At 71.3% G+C, this 20,458-nt stretch carries 18 protein-coding genes; 9 read left to right on the top strand and 9 right to left on the bottom strand.

The features are described 5' to 3' along the window. Nucleotides 1-36: 36 nt before the first annotated feature. Together AWQ68_RS45635 and AWQ68_RS07165 are read left to right on the top strand one after the other, a co-directional pair. Nucleotides 37-303: a cellulose binding domain-containing protein gene (locus AWQ68_RS45635; protein WP_066936478.1), complete on the top strand. Its 267-nt coding sequence runs from the start codon at nt 37-39 to the stop codon at nt 301-303. 161 nt (nt 304-464) lie between these two features. After that, nucleotides 465-902, top strand: a complete 438-nt coding sequence (locus AWQ68_RS07165; RefSeq protein WP_084463717.1) for a TIGR02611 family protein — start codon at nt 465-467, stop codon at nt 900-902. An 84-nt stretch (nt 903-986) separates the two neighbouring features. On the opposite strand, the gene AWQ68_RS07160 is transcribed toward AWQ68_RS07165, so the two are convergent. Then, nucleotides 987-3,317 carry an ABC transporter ATP-binding protein gene (locus tag AWQ68_RS07160; protein WP_218006790.1) on the bottom strand — a complete coding sequence of 777 codons (2,331 nt, stop codon included), beginning with the start codon at nt 3,315-3,317 and terminating at the stop codon, nt 987-989. Nucleotides 3,318-4,048: 731 nt separating this feature from the next. Here AWQ68_RS07160 and AWQ68_RS07145 point away from each other — a divergent pair. Continuing rightward, the gene (locus AWQ68_RS07145) at nt 4,049-4,849 is read left to right on the top strand and encodes an SAM-dependent methyltransferase (protein WP_066936467.1); all 801 of its coding nucleotides are present in this window, start codon (nt 4,049-4,051) and stop codon (nt 4,847-4,849) included. Nucleotides 4,850-4,942: 93 nt separating this feature from the next. Here AWQ68_RS07145 and AWQ68_RS07140 read toward each other — a convergent pair whose 3' ends face one another. The 3 genes from AWQ68_RS07140 to AWQ68_RS42140 all read right to left on the bottom strand — a co-directional run bounded on the left by AWQ68_RS07140 (nt 4,943) and on the right by AWQ68_RS42140 (nt 7,901). Further along, entirely contained in the window at nt 4,943-6,574 is a 1,632-nt protein-coding gene (locus AWQ68_RS07140) for a serine/threonine protein kinase (RefSeq protein ID WP_066936464.1), read from the bottom strand. A 228-nt stretch (nt 6,575-6,802) separates the two neighbouring features. After that, nucleotides 6,803-7,123 carry a GroES family chaperonin gene (locus tag AWQ68_RS07135; protein ID WP_066936461.1) on the bottom strand — a complete coding sequence of 107 codons (321 nt, stop codon included), beginning with the start codon at nt 7,121-7,123 and terminating at the stop codon, nt 6,803-6,805. Nucleotides 7,124-7,166: 43 nt separating this feature from the next. Further along, nucleotides 7,167-7,901: an RlpA-like double-psi beta-barrel domain-containing protein gene (locus tag AWQ68_RS42140; RefSeq protein ID WP_066936458.1), complete on the bottom strand. Its 735-nt coding sequence runs from the start codon at nt 7,899-7,901 to the stop codon at nt 7,167-7,169. Nucleotides 7,902-8,272: 371 nt separating this feature from the next. On the opposite strand from AWQ68_RS42140, the gene AWQ68_RS07125 reads away from it, so the two are divergent. Together AWQ68_RS07125 and AWQ68_RS07120 are read left to right on the top strand one after the other, a co-directional pair. After that, a complete protein-coding gene (locus AWQ68_RS07125; protein ID WP_066936455.1) occupies nt 8,273-8,818 on the top strand; it encodes a DUF1349 domain-containing protein in 546 nt (181 codons plus the stop codon). 114 nt (nt 8,819-8,932) lie between these two features. Next, nucleotides 8,933-9,559 (top strand): flavin reductase family protein, encoded by a 627-nt coding sequence (locus tag AWQ68_RS07120; protein ID WP_066936453.1) that lies wholly within the window; start codon nt 8,933-8,935, stop codon nt 9,557-9,559. Here the strand turns inward: AWQ68_RS07120 and AWQ68_RS07115 are convergent. Further along, nucleotides 9,540-10,529 (bottom strand): endonuclease/exonuclease/phosphatase family protein, encoded by a 990-nt coding sequence (locus tag AWQ68_RS07115; protein WP_066936450.1) that lies wholly within the window; start codon nt 10,527-10,529, stop codon nt 9,540-9,542. The genes AWQ68_RS07120 and AWQ68_RS07115 overlap by 20 nt on opposite strands. A gap of 341 nt (nt 10,530-10,870) precedes the next feature. Here AWQ68_RS07115 and AWQ68_RS07110 point away from each other — a divergent pair, with 341 nt between their 5' ends. Further along, entirely contained in the window at nt 10,871-13,507 is a 2,637-nt protein-coding gene (locus AWQ68_RS07110; protein WP_066936447.1) for a penicillin acylase family protein, read from the top strand. Nucleotides 13,508-13,522: 15 nt separating this feature from the next. Here AWQ68_RS07110 and AWQ68_RS07105 read toward each other — a convergent pair whose 3' ends face one another. Together AWQ68_RS07105 and AWQ68_RS07100 are read right to left on the bottom strand one after the other, a co-directional pair. Further along, nucleotides 13,523-16,012: a helicase-associated domain-containing protein gene (locus tag AWQ68_RS07105; RefSeq protein ID WP_066936444.1), complete on the bottom strand. Its 2,490-nt coding sequence runs from the start codon at nt 16,010-16,012 to the stop codon at nt 13,523-13,525. A gap of 160 nt (nt 16,013-16,172) precedes the next feature. Next, on the bottom strand, nt 16,173-16,691 hold the full coding sequence (locus AWQ68_RS07100; RefSeq protein ID WP_066936737.1) for an ATP-binding protein: 519 nt from the start codon (nt 16,689-16,691) through the stop codon (nt 16,173-16,175). A 156-nt stretch (nt 16,692-16,847) separates the two neighbouring features. Between AWQ68_RS07100 and AWQ68_RS07095 the strand changes: the two genes are divergently transcribed. From AWQ68_RS07095 to AWQ68_RS07085, 3 genes are all read left to right on the top strand, one after another. Next, nucleotides 16,848-17,714 (top strand): Sco1979 family transcriptional regulator, encoded by an 867-nt coding sequence (locus AWQ68_RS07095; RefSeq protein ID WP_084463715.1) that lies wholly within the window; start codon nt 16,848-16,850, stop codon nt 17,712-17,714. Continuing rightward, a complete protein-coding gene (locus tag AWQ68_RS07090; RefSeq protein ID WP_066936441.1) occupies nt 17,715-17,948 on the top strand; it encodes a DUF397 domain-containing protein in 234 nt (77 codons plus the stop codon). 119 nt (nt 17,949-18,067) lie between these two features. Beyond that, nucleotides 18,068-18,331 carry a hypothetical protein gene (locus AWQ68_RS07085; RefSeq protein ID WP_245655780.1) on the top strand — a complete coding sequence of 88 codons (264 nt, stop codon included), beginning with the start codon at nt 18,068-18,070 and terminating at the stop codon, nt 18,329-18,331. A gap of 146 nt (nt 18,332-18,477) precedes the next feature. Here AWQ68_RS07085 and AWQ68_RS07080 read toward each other — a convergent pair whose 3' ends face one another. Together AWQ68_RS07080 and AWQ68_RS07075 are read right to left on the bottom strand one after the other, a co-directional pair. Further along, nucleotides 18,478-19,059 (bottom strand): histidine phosphatase family protein, encoded by a 582-nt coding sequence (locus AWQ68_RS07080; protein ID WP_245655779.1) that lies wholly within the window; start codon nt 19,057-19,059, stop codon nt 18,478-18,480. 8 nt (nt 19,060-19,067) lie between these two features. Beyond that, nucleotides 19,068-20,396: an acyltransferase family protein gene (locus AWQ68_RS07075; protein WP_174554084.1), complete on the bottom strand. Its 1,329-nt coding sequence runs from the start codon at nt 20,394-20,396 to the stop codon at nt 19,068-19,070. Nucleotides 20,397-20,458 lie beyond the last annotated feature (62 nt).

Below are 20,458 nucleotides of genomic sequence, written 5' to 3'. Positions count from 1 at the left end.
CTCCCATATGCGGCTCTCGGCGGTCGTCGACCGGCGGTGTCCGGCGGTGTCCGGCGGTTCAAGATTCTGACTATTCTCAACAAGGGCGGCACCGTCGCCGCGGCGGCGGACGGCAGCCGGTTCGTCTGGGCGCCGGGTGACTCCGGGCTCCAGGTCGTTTACTCGACCGGCTCCGCGGTCAGCGTGCGGAACCTGAGCTGGAACGGTGCCCTCGCGCCCGGCGCGAGCACGACGTTCGGCTTCGGCGCGGGCTGGTCCGGCACGAACGCGGCTCCCTCGGCCGTCAGGTGTCCGGCCTCCTGAGCGGCGGAAGCACATGACAGGGGACGGCCGATGCCGGAGTTTCCGGGCCCCGGCCGTCTCGCCGCCGGGGCACACCGTAGGGGGAGTCCGTTTCGTCCGGAGGGACGAGAGCGGCCCGCACCGGGCTGCTTATTCTGTCCTCAGGGGGTGACCGGGTGGCGATGATCGAGAACGCGCTGGGCGGCGACGACGAGGGCGGGGAGGCGGCGGTGCGGCAGGTGGCCGAGCCCCTGAGCCGGCTCGATCAGATACGGGCCCGTCCCGGTGGCCGCCTCACTTTGAAGATCGTCGTCGGCGTGCTCGGCGCGGCGCTCGTCGTCGCGGGCCTCATCATGGTGCCGTTCCCCGGGCCCGGATGGCTCGTCGTCTTCGCCGGGCTGGCCGTACTGGCCACGGAGTTCCCGTGGGCACACCGGCTGCTCGGCTTCGCCAAGCGAACGGTCACGGCCGCGACCGGCTGGCTCAAACGCCAGAACTGGTTCGTCCGCGTCGTGGCCGCCCTGCTGACGGCCGCGCTCGCGGCCGCCATCGTCTGGCTCTCTCTCAAGCTCACCATGGGCGTTGACCTGATCGAGGAGGCCAGGCGTCTGCTCGGGTGACGTACCGACCACGACCGGGGCCGCCGTCGCCGTTCGCGCTTCGGCGAACGGCGAGCGCGCGGCCCGGCGCGGGAGAGGCGTCCCTCAGGACAGGACGACCGGATCGTCGTCCAGGTGAGAACGGTCCACCGCGAACGGCGGATGGGCAGGCTCCAGCACGATGTTCCGGCTCGGCGTGGGCACATGCCGGAGATCATGCGTGATCAGGATGGTCGTCCGCCCGGCCATGAGCCGTTGCAGGAGCTCCATGATCCGTGCCGCGGTCGGCGCGTCCAGGCCGGTCATCGGCTCGTCGAGGATCAGTACGGGCGCGTCGCGCAGGATGGCGCGGGCGATCGCGAGCCGCTGCCGCTGCCCGCCCGACAGCAGTCGTCCCCGCTGCCCGATCGGGGTGTCGTACCCCTCCGGCAGCGTGCGGATGAAGCCGTCCGCGTCCGCCGTGATCGCGGCCCGCACGATCTCGTCGAGGTCGGCCTCCGGGCGGCCGTAGGCGATGTTGTCCCGTACGGTCGCCGAGAAGAGCAGGTTCTCCTGCTGCAGGATGGTGATGTTCTCGCGCAGGGACCTGCGCGGCATCTCGCGGATGTCCACGCCGTCGAGCAGGACGCGGCCCGCCGTCGGGTCGTAGAACCGGAGCAGCAGCTTGGCGATGGTCGTCTTGCCCGCGCCGCTCGGCCCCGTGCAGACGACGAGCTCGCCCGGGGCGGCGGTGAAGGAGAGGCCGCTCAGCGTCGGCCTGGTCCGGTCCGGATAGGTGAACGCGACGTTCTCGAACTCGACCCGTCCGCGACCACGCGGGGTCGGGACGACTATGTCTCCGGATGCGCGGTCGTCCGCCTGGACGGTCGTCCTCCCGGACGCCGTCGCCGATACAGCGCCCGCGGCGGCTGTTCCCTTGTCCGCCCTGCCGTTCTCGCCGGCCTCGGAGACGCCGTCGTACGGGTCGGTGACGGCGGGCGTGGCGTGCAATACCTCGATCACACGGTCCGCGCCGGCCGCCGCCGACGACACGTTGAGCGCCAGCTCCCCGAGCCCCTGGAACGTCGGATACAGATAGGCCAGGTACGCGGCGAAGGCGAGCAGCCCGCCGATGGTGAGCCGGCCGGAGGCGATCTCCCACGCGCCCACGCCGATGATCATCAGCAGGCAGAGCGTCTCCACGATCTGCGCGGCCGGGCCGTACAGGGCGGAGAGCCGGGCCTGCGTCACGTTGGCGAGGAGCCACTTGCGGCCTTCCTCGTGCAGGCGCGCGGCCTCGACCTCCTGGCGGTTGTACGCCTGGACGAGGGACTGGTTGGCCAGGCTCTCCTCGATGACGCTGTTCATGGCGCCGTTGCTGGAGCGTTCGCGGGCGGACGCGTTGCGCAGCCGGGACGTGAACCCCTTGGAGACCAGCAGGAAGAGCGGGACCATCGCGAACGTCACCAGCGCGAGGTCCCACCGGATGAAGAACGCCGCTCCGGAGAAGAGCACCGCGCCCGCGGTCGTGGTGATGATCCGCACCAGGCCGGAGCCGACGAGCTCCTCGATGGCCTCGATGTCGTCGGTCAGGCGGGCCATCAGGTCGCCCAGGCGGCGGTTCTCGAAATAGTCGGGTGTGAGCGTCTGCAGGTGGGCGAACACCCTGTCGCGCAGCCGCAGCAGGAAGCGTTCCCCCGCGAGCGCCGTCGCGTACGCGCTGGAGAAGGAGAGCAGCCCGGCCAGGACGCCGATGCCGACCCAGGCTCCCGCCGGACCCCAGAAGGCGCTCAGCTCGCCGCTGGCCAGAACCTCGTCGGTGATGCGCCCGAACAGGCCGATGACACCGACCTCGCAGACCGCCGCCAGGACCGCGGCCGCGACGCCGGCGACGAACAGCCAGCGCACGCCGCGAGTCTGCGGCCAGAACTCTCGCAAGGTGGTGCGGATCGAGACGATCGGCGCGATGACGCCCGGCGCCTCATCCTCCGGGCCGGACGCGTTCTCCCCGGAGCGGGACACGTTCTCCGTGGACCGGAGGGCGTCGTCTCTAGACCCGGCCGCGCCGTCCCCGGAGCGGGACGCGCTCTCTGGGGACGGGGTCACGTTCTGTCTGGACCAGGGCGGGTCGTTCCCCGGGCGGCGTACGTCCTCCCCGAATGCGGCGTCGTGCCGCGGGCGACTCCGCCTCCGGGGTCTGTGGCCGGGCCGGATGATTTCCACCGTGTCCTCGGAGCCGGGGTCGTGGTGTGGGTCTGCCGTGTGGTCCCCGACCGCGTCGCCCGGCGACGTGTCGCTCGCCGCCGAGGTCGGGTTCGGGTCAGGTGTCGTGATCGCCGCACGCCGTTCTGTCGTCGTCTTGCCGGGGCGGGCGGCCGGTGTGGGGGCGGGGGAGACCGGGTGCCCGGTGTCGGCGTGCGGCGCGTACTCCTCGTCGGAAGATGGGTTCAGTTCCACGTGAGATACCTGCCTCTGTGATGGCCGAGAGCCGGCGGGAAAAACCCGCCGGCTCTCTTTCTTCAGATCAGCCAGGGCCTACCAGCAGCAACTGCGCCAGCAGCACCGGCGACGGCAGCAGCAGCGGCGACGACGACGGCAGCCACCCCAGCCACCGCAGCCTCCGCAGCCGCCCCCCCATCCCCAGGAGCTGAACTGCCCCGTCGGAAAGACTTTGGTAAGGCTCATTGGTGCCTCCCTCAGACTGGTTTCCGTGATCTTTCAAAAGCGACACTATCATCCTTAGTGCCACAAATCATTTAAAATGCGGTCGAATTGATCAGCTTTTAACTGGCGACCGAATGTGAATTATTCTGATTTAGTGTCAGCAAAGAATCTTGCCGATCCTGTTTGGGGGCGCTGGCGCATTGCCCCTGTTTGACGTGGGTGGACCCCCTCGCCATCGGTGTGTCGCGGGCGATGCGGCGGGCGCTTGCCGGTTCCCGGCATCGGGAAGCGGGAAAGCGTCGGGCTCGCCCGGGATTTCGCGACCGTTCCCCGACCTGTCAATGGTGTGTGGAATAACCGGTTACTGGCATTAACCCGGGATGTCAATGTATGCCGGGTAAAGCCGGTGCTCGATCCCTAAAGAAGGTGGTTCCGCGGACGCCCTTGCGGGAATGTCTGTACGGCTTCCGCCGCCGTCGTTATGATCACGATGGCCGGACAGAGGGGTATTCGTCGGAGGCGAGATGCCGGAGTTGGAGCGCGTTCCCGACGGGATCGACACCTCTGTGCCGAGTTCGGCGCGTGTGTACGACTATCTCCTGGGCGGCACGGACAACTCCGCCCTGGACCGGATGGTGGCGGAGAAGCTGCTTTCGGCCGCACCGGACGCGCGCACCGTCGCCCGGGCGACCCGGACGTTCCTCGCCAGGGCCGTCCGCCACGTCGCCTCGCAGGGGATCCGGCAGTACGTCGACCTCGGCGCGGGCCTGCCCACCTCGCCGAGCGTTCACGAGATCGCCAGGGAGTCGGTCCCGGACGCGCGCGTCGTCTACGTCGACTACGACCCCCTGGTCAAGATCCGCAACGACGCGACGTTCGCCGCCACCGAGGGCGTGATCACCCTGCGGCGCGACGTCCGCGACCCGGAGGCGATCCTCGGCGACCCCGATCTGCGCGCGGTCGTCGACTTCGGGGAGCCGGTGGCCGTGCTGCTCCTCGGCGTCCTGCACTTCGTCTCCGACGACGAGGGCGCCCATGACATCGTCGCCGCCTGGCGTGCCCGCATGGCGCCGGGCAGCCACGTGATCATCTCCAACCTGACCGCGGACAGCGATCCCGAGGCGCTGGCCCGGCTCGCGGCGGCGACGGCGGGCAGCCCGGCCGAGTCGACCTACCGCTCCCACGACGAACTGGTCCGCTTCTTCGACGGGTTCACCCTGGTCGCGCCGGGCCTGGTGCCGGTCCAGGAGTGGCGGCCGTCCCCCGAGGGGCCCGCCGTCGGTGCGAAGGTGGTCGTCGAAGGCGGCGTCGGCGTCCTGGCCTGACCCGTCCGCGCGTACGGGACCGGACGGCCTCGGCGGAACCCGCCGAACCTCCCGCTCCGGCGAGCCGCGGACCATGGATTCAGGCGCAGGACATCAGCGGTCGCGCTTCAGCGTGGCGTGCATGAAGAACGGCTGGTCCTTCGTCACCTTGTTCTCGCCGTGCCCGGAGTACTCGAAGCCGAGCGTGCCGTCGTCGTTGAGCGTGAGGAAGATCTCGCCGTTGCGTACGCAGTTGCCGCGCATGCTCGTCCGTTCGAGCCGTGCGATCGAGTCGGTGATCCCGGTGAGCTTGGACGTGCCGGTGCAGCGGTAGTCCAGGAACTGCTCCGTGGCGGTCCTGCTTCCTTTCTTTATGGTCAGCACCAGCCGGTCGTACGCGCCGGGGTCGTAGTCGACCCGGCCGCGCCACACTCCCGCGTAGCCCGCCGGGAATCCGTTCGTGCCCTTGGCGTCCGATCCGGATCCGGACGTGGGGGAGATTTCCGGCGATGGGGAAGGTGGATCGGACGAGGCCGAGGGAGCGGGCGGCGTCGGAGAGCCGGTCGTGTCGCTGATCTCCGGCCCCGTCGTCCCGAGCGCGGCCGTCCCGTCCCCGCCGCCGGTGGGTTCGCGGGAGTCCCCGTTCCCCGCGCCCTGCCAGAGCAGCACGCCCACCACCACGGCCACGGCGAGCGTGGCCGCTCCCGTGCCGGCGAGCAGCGCGTTCCGGCGGCGCGCGCCGTGCCCGCCGGGCGCGGTGACCACGCCGGCGTTCGTACCGGCGGGAGGGACCGTGGTTCGGCCGTCGGTTCCCCGCCCCCGGGAGGCGGGCCCCGGTGCGGTGTCCGAAGGCGCGGCGGACAGGTCCGCGTGCGCCCGCGGGAGCGGCAGCGGGGGCGCGTCGGGAGCGGCAGACGCCGTGGCGGGTGGCGGTGCGTCCGCCGCGGGCGCCTTCTCATCGGCCGGTCGGCCGAGCAGCCGCATCTGGATCTCGAGGATGGACGGGCGCCGCGCCGGATCCTTGCACAGCGCGTCCGTGACGATCGACCGCAGCGGCTCGACCAGATCGCCGAGGTCGGGTTCGCGGTGCATCACCCGGTTGATCACGGCGGGTACGGAATCGTCGCCGAAGGGCGGACGCCCCGTGGCGGCGAACACGACCACGCACCCCCACGCGAACACGTCACTGGCCGGCGTCGCCTTGGCGCCCGCGATCTGCTCGGGGGACATGTAGGTGGGGGTGCCGACCAGGCCGCCGCTTCTCGTGGTCGCGTCCAGGTGCCGGGCGATCCCGAAGTCGATGACCCGGGGACCGTCCGAGCCGAGCAGGACGTTGGCGGGCTTGAAGTCGCGGTGCACGACCCCGGCCTCGTGGACGGCCGCCAGGGCGGTCGCGGTCGAGACGGCCAGCCGGTGCAGCGCCGTCCCCGACCGCGGGCCGGCCTGCTGCAGAGAGGGGCCCTCGACGTACTCGCTCACGATGTACGGAAGGTCGGCGTCCACGTCGGCGTCGAGGACCTGCGCGACGCAGAAGGGCGCCACCCGGCGTGCGGCGCTGATCTCGCGGACGAGCCGCTGGCGGGTCTCACCGTCGGCCCATTCCCGGTGCAGGACCTTGACCGCGACGTTCGTTCCGTCGGGCGCGCGGCCCAGGTAGACGACTCCCTGGCCTCCCGCGCCGAGCCGGGCCTGCAGCGCGTATCCGCCGACCTCGCGCGGGTCGTCCGGAAGCAGCGGCTTCTCCACGCCGAATCCTCCCCTTTTTGCCCCCGCTTTACCTTAGATCGGTCCTGCCGCGCGGGCGAAGGGTCCGGCCGTACGAACGCGAGGAAAGGGAGGGCGGCCAGGGGAGGGGAAGACGGCGGAAGGCGGGGCGACAGGCGCCCCGCCTTCCGGTCGGTCAGGGGGCCTCGGCCGGCGGTCGATGTCGGCGCGAGCCGGCGGAGGACGATGTGGGGTGATGCGCGGAGGAGGTCAGAGGTAGAGACCCGTGCCGTGGTCGGTCTGCGGGGTCGCCACGGCGTGCAGGTCCCGCTCACGCATCACGAGGTAGACCTGGCCCTGGACGTCGACTTCGGACTGCTCCTCGGGGTTGAAAAGCACCTTGTCGCCGACCTTCACCGCTCGGGCGTTGGCCCCGACGCCGCAGACCACGCCCCAGACGAGCCGGTTGGCCATCTTGACGGTGGCCGGGATGACGATGCCCGCGTTGCTCCGCCGCTCTTCGGTCTCGGGGTCCGCCTTGACCATGACGCGGTCGTGGAGCATCTGGATCTCGAATTTGGGGTCAGCCACTCTCGCAGTTTACGCGGGCACGAGCATCGAGGGTGAAGCGCGCCTATCGGCCCATGGCCAGCTTGTAGCCGGTGCCGGAGGTCCGGTAGACCCGCCCGGTGCCCCACTTGAGGACTTCGAAGTCGACGTGGACGCTGTTGGAGCGGACGCCGGTGAGGTCGGCCATCATCTTCTCCGACAGGTCGAGAATCGCGGGGATGTCGTGCTGCGCGACGGCCCATTCGGCGGGACCGAAGTCCTCCACCACGCCGATCGCGCTCTTGCCCTTGTAGGTGACCTTGACCTTGGTGCCGAGCGGCCAGTACGGGCTGGCGATGGTCTCGTAGCGCATCGGCTTGCCGGAGGCGGTCTGCGCGTCCCAGAAAGATGTGGCGGTGGACCTGCCGGAGGGGAGCTTCGGCTCGGCCTTGGCCGTCTTGGCGGTCTCGGCGGCCGTGGTCTTGGTGGCGGTGGCGGCGCTCGTCTCGCTCGCCTTCGCCGGAACGAACTTCACCGGCTGAGCCGCCTGGGCGGCGGTGACCGCACCGGTCGTGAGGGGGATCGCGGTGCTCGCGGCGACATGGGTGGCACCGCCGGACTCGCCGGTGCTGCGGCTCTCGGTGGACGGGCCGGCCTGGGGGGTCGAGGAGGTCTCGGCGGCGGACGTCGACTGGGCGACACGCGCCCCGTCGACGCCCTGGCCCGGCGACATCATCACCGCGGCGGCGGCAGACACGCTTCCGATGAGCGTGAGACCTGCGGTCACGGTGACGATCGCCTGGCGGGCTCGCTTCTGCATGAGCATCCTTTCGCTGGATCGCGACTCGCTCCCGGAGGGGGCCGGGGCGAGTGCCGCCGCGAGAGGACGTGTGGCCGCCGTCGGGGGATCGACGGCGAACCTGGTTCCGGGCAGGCCAAAAACCGGCCCGGCGGGGTGTGAGTTGGGGGGACTCCGGGGGGAGGGAGGGCCACGTCATCTCAGGAGGTTTGCGACGACATTGCGATATTTGGGGATTTAGTTCGCAAGAGGGCTTTGCGTGGCACGAGTATAGGCAATCAGACAGTAAAGCGGACAAACCAGCACAAATGGGAGGTAGATCTTCTTTTTGGGACCGCCCTCGGAAAGCGCTCTCCTGGCATGATCGAGTGCACTCGAGTGAAGGAGCGGTCATGCCGTACACGGGCTGGGAATGGATCAACGAGCCCCGCGAATGGGCGGTGGAAGAGGCCCTTCGGGTCGTGGCCGACCCGGGCACCGATTTCTGGCAGAAGACCCACTACGGCTTCACGCATGACAACGGCCACATTTTCGGGCGGGTCATGGACGGCGACCTGCGGATCACCGCCACCTTCGAGATCGACTGGGGCGAGCAGTACGACCAGGCGGGGGTGGCCCTCAGGATCGACGAGGAGAACTGGATCAAGACGGGGGTCGAGCTGGTGGACGGCGTGCCGCTGGTCAGCGCCGTCGTCACGCGGGGCTGGTCGGACTGGTCCGTGGTCGCGGCGCCGGACGGCTTCCGCTCGGTCACCGTCGATCTCGAACGGACCGGCGACACCGTGACCGTGCGCTACGGGCTCGACGGCGCGGCGCCGGAGCGGATGCTGCGCCTCGCCTACTTCCCGCCGGGCGTCCCCGCGTTCGCGGGAGTGATGTGCGCGGCTCCGGTCGGGAAGGGCTTCGATACCCGTTTCCGCCACGTATCGCTCACCTGAACGGCTTCACTTTGATGCGCCGGGGGAGCCGGCGCGCGTTCGCCGGAACCCGGCAGGTGTTCAGCGAGAACAGTGCGGCCGTCGCCGAAGCGTCGGCCGCCTACGTTGGCGCTCATGACGACCGACCACCTGACGATCACGCCGAGTGTCCTCTACTTCGGGACACCGGTGGCCCTGCTCTCCACCGAGAACGAGGACGGCTCCTTCAACCTCGCCCCGATGTCCTCCGCCTGGGCGCTGGGGCGGACGATCGTGCTCGGCCTCGGGAAGGACAGCCAGACCGCGCACAACCTCGCCGCCCGTCCCGACCTGGTGATCAACCTTCCCGAGCCGGCGCAGTGGCCGGCGGTGGAGCGCCTGGCCCCGCTCACCGGCCGTGACCCCGTCCCCGCGCGCAAGCAGGGCGCCTTCCGCTACGAGCCGGCCAAGTTCGAGGCGGCGGGGTTGCGTCCCGAGCCGTCGGAGACGGTACGGCCGCCCCGGGTGGCGAGCTGCCCGATCCAGTTGGAGGCGCGGGCCGCACGGGTCCGGCTCGACGTGACCGGCGAGTTCCAGGTGATCGAGGCCCACGTGCTGCGCGTACACGCGGATCCGCGCATCGTCGTGCCGGGCACCCAGCACATCGACCCTGCGGCCTGGAGCCCGCTGATCTACAACTTCCGGCACTACTTCGGCCTCGGGCGGGAGCTCGGGCACACCTTCCGCTCGGAGACGGCGCGGCTCAGCGCGCGGGGAGCGTGAGCTCGGCGAACACGGCGCGATGATCCGTACGCGGGAGCGGGTGGACGCCGAAGGACCGGGTCGCCACGCCGGGAGCGGCGAGGATGTGGTCCAGCGTGACCGGAGGGATGCTCCACCCGTTGAAGTTCCACGGCTCGTACGGCCAGGTGGCGGCGAGGCCGTTCCCCGTCATGGCGGCGGCGTCCCGGTAGCCGGCGTCCAGCAGACGGCGCATCCGGGCGTGATCGAGGGTGGCGTTGAAGTCTCCGGCGAGGATCCGCACCGGACCGCCGGGCGCGGGCAGGGGCAGCGCCGCCAGCCCCTCCGCCCAGCAGGGGGCCCTCTCCGCGTACCGGGGCGCGCAGGGATGGACGGAGACCACCGCGACCTCGGGAGCCCCGGGCACGCGCACCGTCGCCACTCCCTGCCGGAAGTCGCCGAACCGGATGTGCCGGCCCGGAGCGACCGGGTGGCGGCTGTAGATGCCCGACCCGTGCGCGCCGGGCTCGGACACGTCCACGCCGTACGGCAGCAGCGCGCCGATCCCGGCCGCGTGCAGGCCCGCGGCGGCCGAGGGGGTGAGCTCCTGCAGAGTGAGTACGTCGGGACGGAGCTCCCGGATGAGGGCGACGACCTTCTCCGGCGGGACCGTCCCCATCTTGAGGTTGGCAGACAGGACCCTCAGCCGGGGACCAGCGGCGGCCGGGGCGCCGGCCGGGACGGCGCGGGGCAGCACGCAGGCCGCGAGCGTGGTGGCCACGGCCAGGCTCACCACGAGCGCGGCCCATCGGCGCGCCGGTAGCGCGAGCAGCGGAAGGGCCGCCGAGGCGAGCGCCACGTAGGGCGTGAACGCCACGGCGCGGATCCACTGGAAGTGCACGTCCGCGGGGATCAGCCGGAGTGCGGCCCACGCCGCGAAGGGCGCGATCGACGTCCAGACGAGGACGCCGACCCACCACCGCCGCCGACGCCCGGGGCACGGAGCGGGCATCGCGTCGCTCAGGCCGGCCGCCCCGGAAGTGCCCTCCGGTTCCGCCGCGTCCGCCGTCGGCCCATGGTCCAGCGAGGGTGTCGCTTCCGCCGCGTCCGACGGGATCCAATGTTCGGTCCCGGCCCCGGGTTCCGGCTGGTTCGCACGAGGCGTCGACTCGGCCGGGCGGGCCGGCGACAGCGGCGTCGCATGGTCTTTTGGAAGGGCGTCGGCGGATCGCGGATCGGTCAACTGAACGCACTCTCCCGTACCTGAGCGGCCGCCCGCGGAGGAAGGCGGGGATTGATCTTATGTGCCGGACCTTCATACTGTGATGCGCGTTCCAGAGGAAAGGTCGGTCGATGGTCAGGCTCGCCCCCTATGCTCGTTTCCCTTGGCCCATCCGATGGCTACTCCGTGTCGTGACCGTCGTGCTGGTCCTCGCGCTCGTGCTCGCGGGCGTGGTCACGTGGACCGTACGGCGGTCGTTCCCGCAGGTGGACGGTGAGATCAGGCTGCCCGGCCTGGCGGCGAACGTCAGCGTCCTGCGTGACCGGTACGGCGTCCCCCAGATCTACGCCGACACCTCGGCCGACCTCTTCAAAGCACAGGGCTACGTCCACGCCCAGGACCGTTTCTGGGAGATGGACTTCCGCCGCAAGACCACGGCCGGCCGCCTCTCCGAACTGTTCGGGTCGTCCACGCTCGACATCGACAAGGTGGTGCGCACGCTCGGCTGGCGCCGTACCTCGGAGAAAGAGATCGAGCTGCTCGACCCGGAGGCGCGCACGGCACTGGAGGACTACGCGGCCGGCGTGAACGCGTGGATGGAGCAGAACCAGGGGTTCGCGGCCCGGAGCCTTGAGTACGGCGTGCTCGCCCTGACCAACCGCTCGTACGACCCGGAGCCGTGGACCCCGGCCGACTCCCTCTCCTGGCTCAAGGCCCTGGCCTGGGACCTGCGCTCCAACATGGGTGAGGAGATCGAGCGCGCGATCGACGCGTCCGCGCTTCCGCTGGAGCGGGTGGAGGAGCTGTTCCCCGGCTACCCGTTCGACCGGCACCAGCCGATCGTGACCAGGGGAGCCGTACGGGACGGCAAGTTCAGCCAGGACGCGGACGAGAAGCGCGCCACCGGAGCCCCGGCTCAGCCCGCCGCGCCGCTCGCGACCCGGCCGGTGACCGGGAGCGCCACAGAACAGGAGCGGGCGTCCGACTCGTCTCTTTCCGGCGCGCCCGCGACCGAGGCGCTCGCCCGCGTCGCGAAGGTGCTCGACGCCGTCCCGAACCTGCTCGGCACGTCCGGTGCCGACCGGGCGGGCATCGGCTCGAACTCGTGGGTCGTCAGCGGCGCGCACACCGAGAGCGGCAAGCCCCTGCTGGCCAACGACCCGCACCTCGGGCCCCGGATGCCGTCGATCTGGTACCAGGCCGGGCTGCACTGCCGTACGCGGGGACCGGCCTGTCCCTACGACGTCAGCGGCTACACCTTCTCCGGCGTCCCCGGTGTGATCATCGGGCACAACCACAAGATCGCCTGGGGGTTCACCAACCTCGGGCCCGACGTCACCGACCTGTACGTCGAGCGCGTGCAGGACGACAGGTACGAGGTGAAGGGCTCGTGGGTTCCGCTGCAGACCAGGGTTGAGCAGATCAAGGTCGCGGGCGGGAAGACGATCGAGTTGACGGTGCGCTCGACCGCGCACGGGCCGATCATCTCGGAGGTCCTCGGGAACGCTCGGGAGGCGGTGCCGGGCGCCGCCGCCAAACTCGGCAAGCTCGACAAGGACATGGCCGTGGCGCTGCGCTGGACCGCGCTCGACCCCGGCCGGACCGGTGACTCGATCTTCATGCTGAACCGGGCGGAGAACTGGGAGCAGTTCCGCGCGGCGGCGGCGAAGTTCGAGGCCCCCGCCCAGAACCTGATCTACGCCGACCTGGAGGGCAACATCGGCTACCAGGCACCGGGCAAGATCCCGGTCCGCTCCGACGGTGACGGCACGTGGCCGGCCGCGGGGTGGACCGGCGCGCAGGAGTGGACCGGTTATATCCCGTTCGAGCAGCTTCCGTACGTGTACAACCCGCCCGAGGGCTTCATCGTCACCGCGAACAACGCCGCGATCCGGCCCGACTACGGCCCGTTCCTCACGTCCGACTGGTCGTACGGCTACCGCTCGCAGCGGATCGTGGACCGGATCACGCAGGCCGTCGGCGCGGGCAAGATCACCGCGGACACGATGCGGGACATCCAGATGGACTCGCGCAACGGTCTCGCCGAGGTGCTCGTCCCGCACCTGCTCCGGATCGGGGGAGGGGACACCCGGCTGCTGAAGGGATGGGACTTCACCCAGACCCGGGACTCCGCCCCGGCCGCGTACTACAACGCGATCTGGCGGCACCTGCTCAAGCGGACGTTCGACGACGATCTGCCGGAAAGCGTACGGCCGGGCGGCGGCGACAGATGGTTCGAGATCGTCGCCAAGCTGCTCGACGAGCCCGACTCGCCCTGGTGGGACGACACACGCACAGAGAGGGTGACGGAGTCCCGCGACGACATCCTGGCGGCGGCGATCAAGGACGCCGGGGCCGACCTGAGGGAGCGGCTCGGCGACGACTCGGACGCCTGGCGCTGGGGCGACCTGCACACGCTGGAGCTGACCAACGAGACGTTCGGCACCTCCGGCATCGGCCCGGTCGAGTGGCTGTTCAACCGCGGCCCGCTCCACCTCGCGGGCGGCAAGGACGCGGTCGACGCGACCGGCTGGGACAGCGACATGGGCTACGAGGTCGTCTGGGTCCCGTCGATGCGGATGGTCGTCGACCTCGCGGACCTCGACCGTTCGCGCTGGATCAACCTGACCGGGGCCTCGGGGCACGCCTTCCACTCGAACTACGACGACCAGGCGGAGCTGTGGGCCGACGGCCGCATGACCCCCTGGCCCTTCACCGAGCAGGGCGTACGCCGGGAGGCGGTGGACACCCTCACACTGACCCCGTGACCCGTCGTCGCCGTCCTACCGGGCGGCGACGACCGAGGTGATCTCGCCCAGCGGGAAGTCGAGGTAGTCCCCCGCCTCCTCGCACCACGCGTCGAGGACGCCGTCGCGCAGCTCGCCGTGGCTCACCGTGGCGGTCACGCCGTCCGCCAGCGTGATCAGCGCGCGTACGCCCCGATCGACGACGAAGCCGAGCAGCGTCTGCTGCGCGGTCGGCAGCCGGGTCGCCCGGCGCCCGATGACCGCCCACGTCCGGCCCGGCGCCCGGGCGGGCGTCTCGCCGGTGCGGGCGGCGCCGCTCGCCGCGAGCAGCCTCCGCGCGTGCTCGCGCGGGTCCGGCACGTCCGCCGGGAGGTCCGCGAGGCCGTCCGGCAGCGCGTGCGGCGGGTGGGGGACGTCGGCCTCGGCCGTCCGCCCGCCGGGGAACGGGATCAACCGGCCGTCGCCCGGTTCCGGCTCGCGCTTCGCGTCCCGGTCGCCGATCCGGTCCGAAGTGTCGTGGCTCGGGCGCGGGCCGCGCCGGACGGCGATCCCGCCGGAGCCGTCGGGCACCGGGGCGTACCCGGCCTCGCGCAGCGCGGCGAGCGTCCGCTCGGCGGTCGCGTCGCTCGCCAGAACGGTCGGCGCCAGGAGGCGGAGGCCGAGCCGGCCGAGCTTGCGATGCGCGTTGATCTCGGCCAGCAGCGCGGGGTCCGAGCCGAGGACGACGCAGCCCACCGAGGCCACGGTGACCTCGCCGTGCCTGCGGGCCACGTCCCGGACGAGGTACACGAGCGGCTGGGGCAGCGTGCCCACCTCGGCGAGCGCGTCGAGCAGCGTGTCGGCGGTCTCCCCGGCGTCCAGGGCACGCCGTACGCCGGCGGGGCCGAACCGCCAGACCGACGCCGCTCCCTGGGACTCGCGGTCGGCGGCGCGGTCGAGCAGGGACGCCAGCTCGGCGGAGGGCGGGCCGGTGACGACGGCCGTCAGGTCCGCGCCGAAGAGCGCCGTGCGCTGCGCGCTCGCCAGCGCCTTGGCCGACCGCTCCGCCAGGGCCGGGTCGTGCTCGATCTCGGGGACGGCGCTCTCGTTCTCGCCGCCCGCGACCGAGCCGAGCGCGGCCAGCGCCCGGCCCAGTGAGGTCAGGGCCGTGCCGGAGCACAGCCCGAGCAACTCGGCCTCCTCCAGAACGGCCGGCGCGCACTCGGCGAGCAGCTCCCTGTCGAGCAGCGGCGCCCGCCAATGGACGGCCTGCACGAGCTCCGGAAACGTCGCGAAGCCCCGGCCCTCGGGGATCTCCGCGAGCGCGCCGAGCAGGGCCCGGCGGATCCGGGCGAGCGTCTCGCCTTCGGGGTCGTCGCCCAGCACGGTCGCGTACCGCTCCTGGACGCGGCGCAGGGAGGACCGCTCCATCCGCCACCAGGCGGCCAGCAGCGCGCGGAGCCGGACGGGGCCCTCGGACAGCCGCCACCTGTCGAACCTGTCCGTGGGGACGAGCCCGCCCGCCTCCTCGTCCAGGCCGATCAACCGGGCCACGGCCGACACCTCGATCAGCAGGCGGGCCTCCGCCTCGGCGCAGCCGGTCTCCTTGGCGACGCGCTTCACCTCGCGCACGCCGACGCCGCCGCCCTTCAGCAGGGGCAGCGGCGTCTTGTCGATGTTCTCCAGGACGGCGGTCGCGCGGTCGAGCAGGCGCGGCGCGGCCAGGTACATGTCGTACTCGACCGCCTCCGCGCCGACCGGGACGGTCGCGAGGTCGGGCGGAAACGGCGTGAACGGCGGGTGGTACTCCGGCCCGCGCAGGGCCAGCGCCACCTCCCGCGGCATTCCGGCGACCCCCCATTGCGTACGGAAGAGCAGGCCGCGCTCGACGGCCCATTTCTCCGGGGTGCCCGGCGTGATGAACAGGTCGCCGTTCACGCTGCGGATCGGCCCGTCCCAGGCGAAGTCGTCGAGCATCCCGATCGTGCCCTCCGGCGCCTCGGCGACCAGGGAGGACAGCAGCTCGGCGTCGCTCAGGGTCGCCGACAGCCGAGTCATCATCTGGCGCTTCGTCCCCTGGGCCGGGACGCTCAGGTTGCGGCACATCCGCCGCAGCCCCTCGGTGTTCAGCGTCCACGATTCGAGGTACGCGGCGAGCGGCTCGCCGAGCCCGCACGGGGCCGTCCACCAGCGGGCGAGCGCCCCGGCCAGCCGGATCCTGCCGTCCGGCTCCGGCCAGGCCAGGGCGTGGTCGTACAGGCGGTCCAGCCAGGGGATCGTCTCGGAGACGCTCACCCCTAGGAAACGGGCGAGCCGGTCCTCGCCGGGGCGATCGCCGAGCGCGAGGCACGCCTGCACGATCTCCAGGGCCGGGAGGGGAAGCCTGCGCATGACCTCCATGACGGCGAAGTCGCCGGCGAGCCGTTCGGCGAGGGCCTTGAGCGTGCGGGGCCATGGCGGAATGAGGGCGTCCGGGCGGTTGCCCAGCACGCGCGTGAGTCGTTCTTCGTCGAGAGTGGCCAGCCAGCCGGTCAGGTGATCGTCCATCAGAGTCTCTCGGGAGTCTCGGGAGAGCCACCGTAATCCAGATCGCGGGCCGCGGGGGGCCGGGCGGCAGAAATATGAGTCCCTGTTTGACTCCTGTCGAGATCGGCCTGGAGGCGCGGCGACCCGGCCGCACCCCGCTCCCGACCGGCGTCGGGCCGAGTCAGGCGGAGAGGACGGCCCAGACGGCCTTGCCCTGGGGCGCGAGCGGGGACCAGCCCCAGCACACGCTCATGGACTCGACGATGTGCAGTCCCAGCCCGCCCGGCTCGAACGGAGACGGATCGCGCAGCACCGGGACGGCCGCGCCGGGGTCGGTGATCGCGCAGGCGACCAGCGGGCCGCGGCGGATCAGCGACAGCCGTACGACCTCGCGGTCGCGGCGAAGCGGTGTGGCACCGAGCATGAGGCCGTGCCGGAGGGCGTTGGTGGCGAGTTCGGAGACGACGAGCTCCATGCCCTCGGCCAGCGTGCCCATGTTCCAGCCGGCCAGCGTTCCCGCGGCGAAACTGCGGGCCGAGTGGATCGACTCCGCGCGCGGGAGCAGAACGAATGTGGCGCTCGCGGCGGCGGATCCGGGGGCGAGGAGATGACGCGCGGGCTCCGGCCACCATCCGAGGGGAGGCCACCAATCAAGCGCCGACCACTGGGTTTGGCCACGAGTCAGGTTCGCGGACTGCACGAGATCATGATGGTGCAAGGTCACGTGCATGTGCAAGAGCGGATGCACGTGCATTCGGGGGATGCAGGCGCTACGGTTACCCCCAATACACCTCTGGGACGAAGGGGGCGATCTTTGACAGACTGTGAACCAGTCCACATACCGGAGGAATAGCACGTGTCGATAGATCCGCCTGGATCCGGCTCCACCGTTCGGCGAATCATGCTTGGTGCGAGCCTTCGCAAACTGCGCGAGGACCGGGGGCTGACCCGGGAGGTCGCGGGATTTCATATCCGCGCCTCAGAATCCAAGATCAGCCGGATGGAGCTCGGACGGGTCGGATTCAAGACACGTGATGTCGAAGACCTGCTCACGTTGTACGGCGTCCACGACGACGCCGAACGCCGTGGCCTGCTGGAGATGGTCCGTGAGGCCAACACGCCCGGCTGGTGGCACAAGTACGGCGACGTGCTGCCGAACTGGTTCGTCACCTTCATCGGGCTCGAAGAGGCGGCGAGCGTGATCCGCACCTATGAGGTGCAGTTCGTGCCCGGCCTGCTCCAGACGGCCGCCTACGCCCGCGCGGTGATCCGACTCGGCTACCCGGACGACCCGGAGGAGTCGATCGAGCACCGCGTGCACCTGCGCATGCAGCGCCAGGAGCGGCTGCGGCAGAAGGGTGGGCCGAGGCTCTGGGCGGTCATCGACGAAGCCGCGCTCAGGCGTCCCATCGGTGGCGAGGGGATCATGCAGGAGCAGCTCCAGCACCTGCTGGAGGTGTCGATGCTGCCCAACATCACCGTCCAGGTGATGCCGTTCCGCTTCGGCATGCACGCGGCGGAGGGAGGGGCGTTCACGATCCTCCGGTTTCCCGAGTCCGACCTATCGGACGTGGTCTACGTCGAGCAGCTGTGGGGTGCGCTGTACCTCGACAAGCGTGAGGACATCGATCCTTACCTCACAGCCATGGAGCAGTTGTGCGTGGAGAGCACCACGCCCGGGGGTACCGCCGAGATCATCGGCGATCTTCTCAGAGAGATGTAAATGCAGACATATAACGGGATGCCGGCCACTGAGCTGACCGGGGTCACCTGGCGAAAGAGCGTTCGGAGCAACTCGACCGGCAACTGCGTGGAGCTCGCCGAGCTTCCCGACGGCGGTGTGGCCGTCCGGAACTCCCGGTTCCCCGAGGGGCCTGCGCTCATCTACACACGGGACGAGATCCGAGCGCTGGTGCTCGGAGTCAAAGACGGGGAGTTCGACGGTCTTCTGGTGTAACGCCGTTTTTACGCGACCACGTACGGCCTTAACCGGCTCGTGCGGAACCGTGTAACACGCGTCCGGCAGATTGGGTCCCACACCATCGTGAGATCAGGGGGCTCGCCATGCTGGACCAGATGACCTTCTATCCCGTGGCCGACGACGTGCTCTTCGCGCCCGGCGGCCGCGTCGTGATCCGCACGTACGGCGTCGCCACGGCGGCGGGGCCCGCCGACGGGCGGCCCCGGCCGGTGGCCTACCGGACGTGGGTCACCGGGGTCCGGGACCAGCCCAGGTACTGGCACTGGGGCCACTTCGAGGACGCGCGAACCGGACACCGCAAAGTCCTCGAATGGCTGACCGGACGCGGTCCCCAGCCCCAGCAGGTCGCGACCGGCTGAGCGCGCGCTCCGGCCGGGACGCCAGCTCCCGATGCACCACCTGAGACGCGTCAACGGCGCCGCGTCCGCAGCCGGGAGGCCGCGCCCACGCCACCCCTTTCCCCGGACGCGTCAACGGCGCCGCGTCCTCAAGAGAGCTGGGATCGTCAGGGAACCGGGGCGTTCCACCACATGATGGCGGGCTCGCCGTGCTCGAACCCGAGGGCGGAGTACGTCCCGGTGTCCAGCCGGAAGAACCGCCCGTCGGCGGCGGGCAGGCCCAGCCAGCGGGCGGCGAGCACGCGCAGGAAGTGACCGTGCGAGACGAGCGCGACGTCGCCGTCGGCGGCCCGGATGCGGGCGATCACCTTGTCCGCCCGCTCGCCCACGTGCGCGACGCTCTCGCCGGGATGCGCGGCGTCGCCCGGGACGACCCCGTCGCGCCAGAGGTACCAGCCGGGGCGCGTCGCGCGGATCTCCGGGGTGGTGATCCCCTCGTAGCCGCCGTAGTCCCACTCCCACAGGTGGGGATCGGTCTCGACGGCCGGGAGCCCGGCGAGCCGGGCGGTCTCGCGGGCCCGCCGCGCGGGGCTGGAGAGGGCGAGGGCGAACGCGCGCTCCCGCACCACGCGGCCGAGCGCGCGCGCCTGCTCCTCGCCCCGCTCCGTGAGCGGCAGGTCCGTCAGGCCGGTGTGCCGTCCGTCCCTGCTCCATTCCGTCTCGCCGTGCCTCAGCAGAATGACGTCCATATCAGGAATCATCCCGGCAGGGCGCCGCTCGCTGTCGCCGGGCCACGCCCAGGGAGGGCCGGCGCCGGGTCGCCCGCCCGTGCCGCGTCCCTACGGGTGAGCACGAGCAGGCCCGCGACGAGCACGCAGGTGGCGAGCGGCGGGAGCACCCCGACGGCGAACCCGGTGACCATGAGGGCGGTCAGCGCCGCGCCGATCATGAGGGTGCCGACGACCACGATGCGGGCCGAGGCGGTGCCGGGCGGCTCCTCCATCCGGCCGAAGAGGCCGACCAGCGCGAGCAACACGATCGTCAGAGCCGCCAGCCAGAGCGGGATCCGCGCCCACCAGGAGGCGGTGCCCACCTCGGGCGTGTTCGCCTCGAAGCCCAGGACGGCGATCCCCGCCACGAGGACCAGCGCCGTCATGTGCCAGAGGTAGAGCGTCATCATCCGGGGGGCGAGGACGCGGAGCAGCGTGTCCACCCGGCCGTCGCGGGTGATCCGGTCGAGCGCCGGGCGCAGCAGCATCGCCAGCCCGAGCTGCCCGACGAACAGCGCCAGCATGCAGGCGCTCGGCGGGGCCATGTTCGACACCGCTCCCGGCATCCCGATCATGTGCGGCGGGTACGGCCCGGCGGCGACCAGCCCGGCCACCATGCCGAAGCCCGCGACCGCCAGCGCCAGGGCGCGCCCACCGCGCAGCCACTCCAGCCGGCCCTCGGCGTACAGGAACCCGACCTGGTGGACGGCGAGCCAGACGAACAGCACGTTCAGGTAGCCCGCCTGCTCCAGCCCGGAGAACCTGACCACGTCCACCAGGACCGCGCCCGCCGCCAGCGCCGGAAGCACCCGGCCGGCGGGCTGCCGCGTCAGGTACGGCGTGGTCACCACCGCCAGCAGGTAGACGGCGAGGAACCACAGGAGCTGCCCCACGGTCCGGGCCGCGACCTCGACCGGCTGCGCGGGCACGCCGAAGAACCCGAGAACGTAGGGGAGCGGCAGCCAGACGAACGCCAGCGGCAGCACCGGCCAGGCGAGCCGCCGCAGCCGCCCCGCCACCCAGTGCCCGGGCGTGCGCCCCTTTGCCAGGGCGGAACGCCAGCTCATCGCGTTCGCGGCGCCGCCCGCGAAGAACACCAGCGGCATCACCTGGCTGATCCACGTGATCAGTGGCACCCCGGCCAGCGCGTTCCCCGTGGACAGTCGCCCGTCCGCGTAGACGAGCACCGGCATGGTCCAGTGCTGGACGACGACCAGGATCATCCCGAAAACGCGCAGGATGTCGACGAACCTGTCGCGGTGCGCGGGACTCGCCGGCACGCCGGTACCGGACGGGGGGAGCATGGTCAGTGACATGGGGGAATTCGCCTCCGCTGGGGATCAACTCCTCAAGCATGGCGAGGAACCCCTGCTCAACG

Origin of the sequence: Microtetraspora fusca (genome assembly GCF_001570365.1) — a bacterium.
GTDB lineage: Bacteria > Actinomycetota > Actinomycetes > Streptosporangiales > Streptosporangiaceae > Microtetraspora > Microtetraspora fusca.
This window is presented reverse-complemented; position numbering and strand designations above follow the sequence as displayed.

Bases quoted from the DNA above. Each gene is read 5' to 3' on its own strand.
- AWQ68_RS07165 (WP_084463717.1), top strand. From the start codon at position 465: ATGATCGAGAACGCGCTGGGCGGCGACGACGAGGGCGGGGAGGCGGCG.
- AWQ68_RS07085 (WP_245655780.1), top strand. From the start codon at position 18,068: ATGACCTTCTATCCCGTGGCCGACGACGTGCTCTTCGCGCCCGGCGGC.
- AWQ68_RS07080 (WP_245655779.1), bottom strand. From the start codon at position 19,059: ATGGACGTCATTCTGCTGAGGCACGGCGAGACGGAATGGAGCAGGGAC.
- AWQ68_RS07075 (WP_174554084.1), bottom strand. From the start codon at position 20,396: ATGTCACTGACCATGCTCCCCCCGTCCGGTACCGGCGTGCCGGCGAGT.
- AWQ68_RS07090 (WP_066936441.1), top strand. From the start codon at position 17,715: ATGCAGACATATAACGGGATGCCGGCCACTGAGCTGACCGGGGTCACC.
- AWQ68_RS07145 (WP_066936467.1), top strand. From the start codon at position 4,049: ATGCCGGAGTTGGAGCGCGTTCCCGACGGGATCGACACCTCTGTGCCG.
- AWQ68_RS07105 (WP_066936444.1), bottom strand. From the start codon at position 16,012: ATGGACGATCACCTGACCGGCTGGCTGGCCACTCTCGACGAAGAACGA.
- AWQ68_RS07120 (WP_066936453.1), top strand. From the start codon at position 8,933: ATGACGACCGACCACCTGACGATCACGCCGAGTGTCCTCTACTTCGGG.
- AWQ68_RS07125 (WP_066936455.1), top strand. From the start codon at position 8,273: ATGCCGTACACGGGCTGGGAATGGATCAACGAGCCCCGCGAATGGGCG.
- AWQ68_RS07110 (WP_066936447.1), top strand. From the start codon at position 10,871: ATGGTCAGGCTCGCCCCCTATGCTCGTTTCCCTTGGCCCATCCGATGG.
- AWQ68_RS07115 (WP_066936450.1), bottom strand. From the start codon at position 10,529: ATGCCCGCTCCGTGCCCCGGGCGTCGGCGGCGGTGGTGGGTCGGCGTC.
- AWQ68_RS42140 (WP_066936458.1), bottom strand. From the start codon at position 7,901: ATGCAGAAGCGAGCCCGCCAGGCGATCGTCACCGTGACCGCAGGTCTC.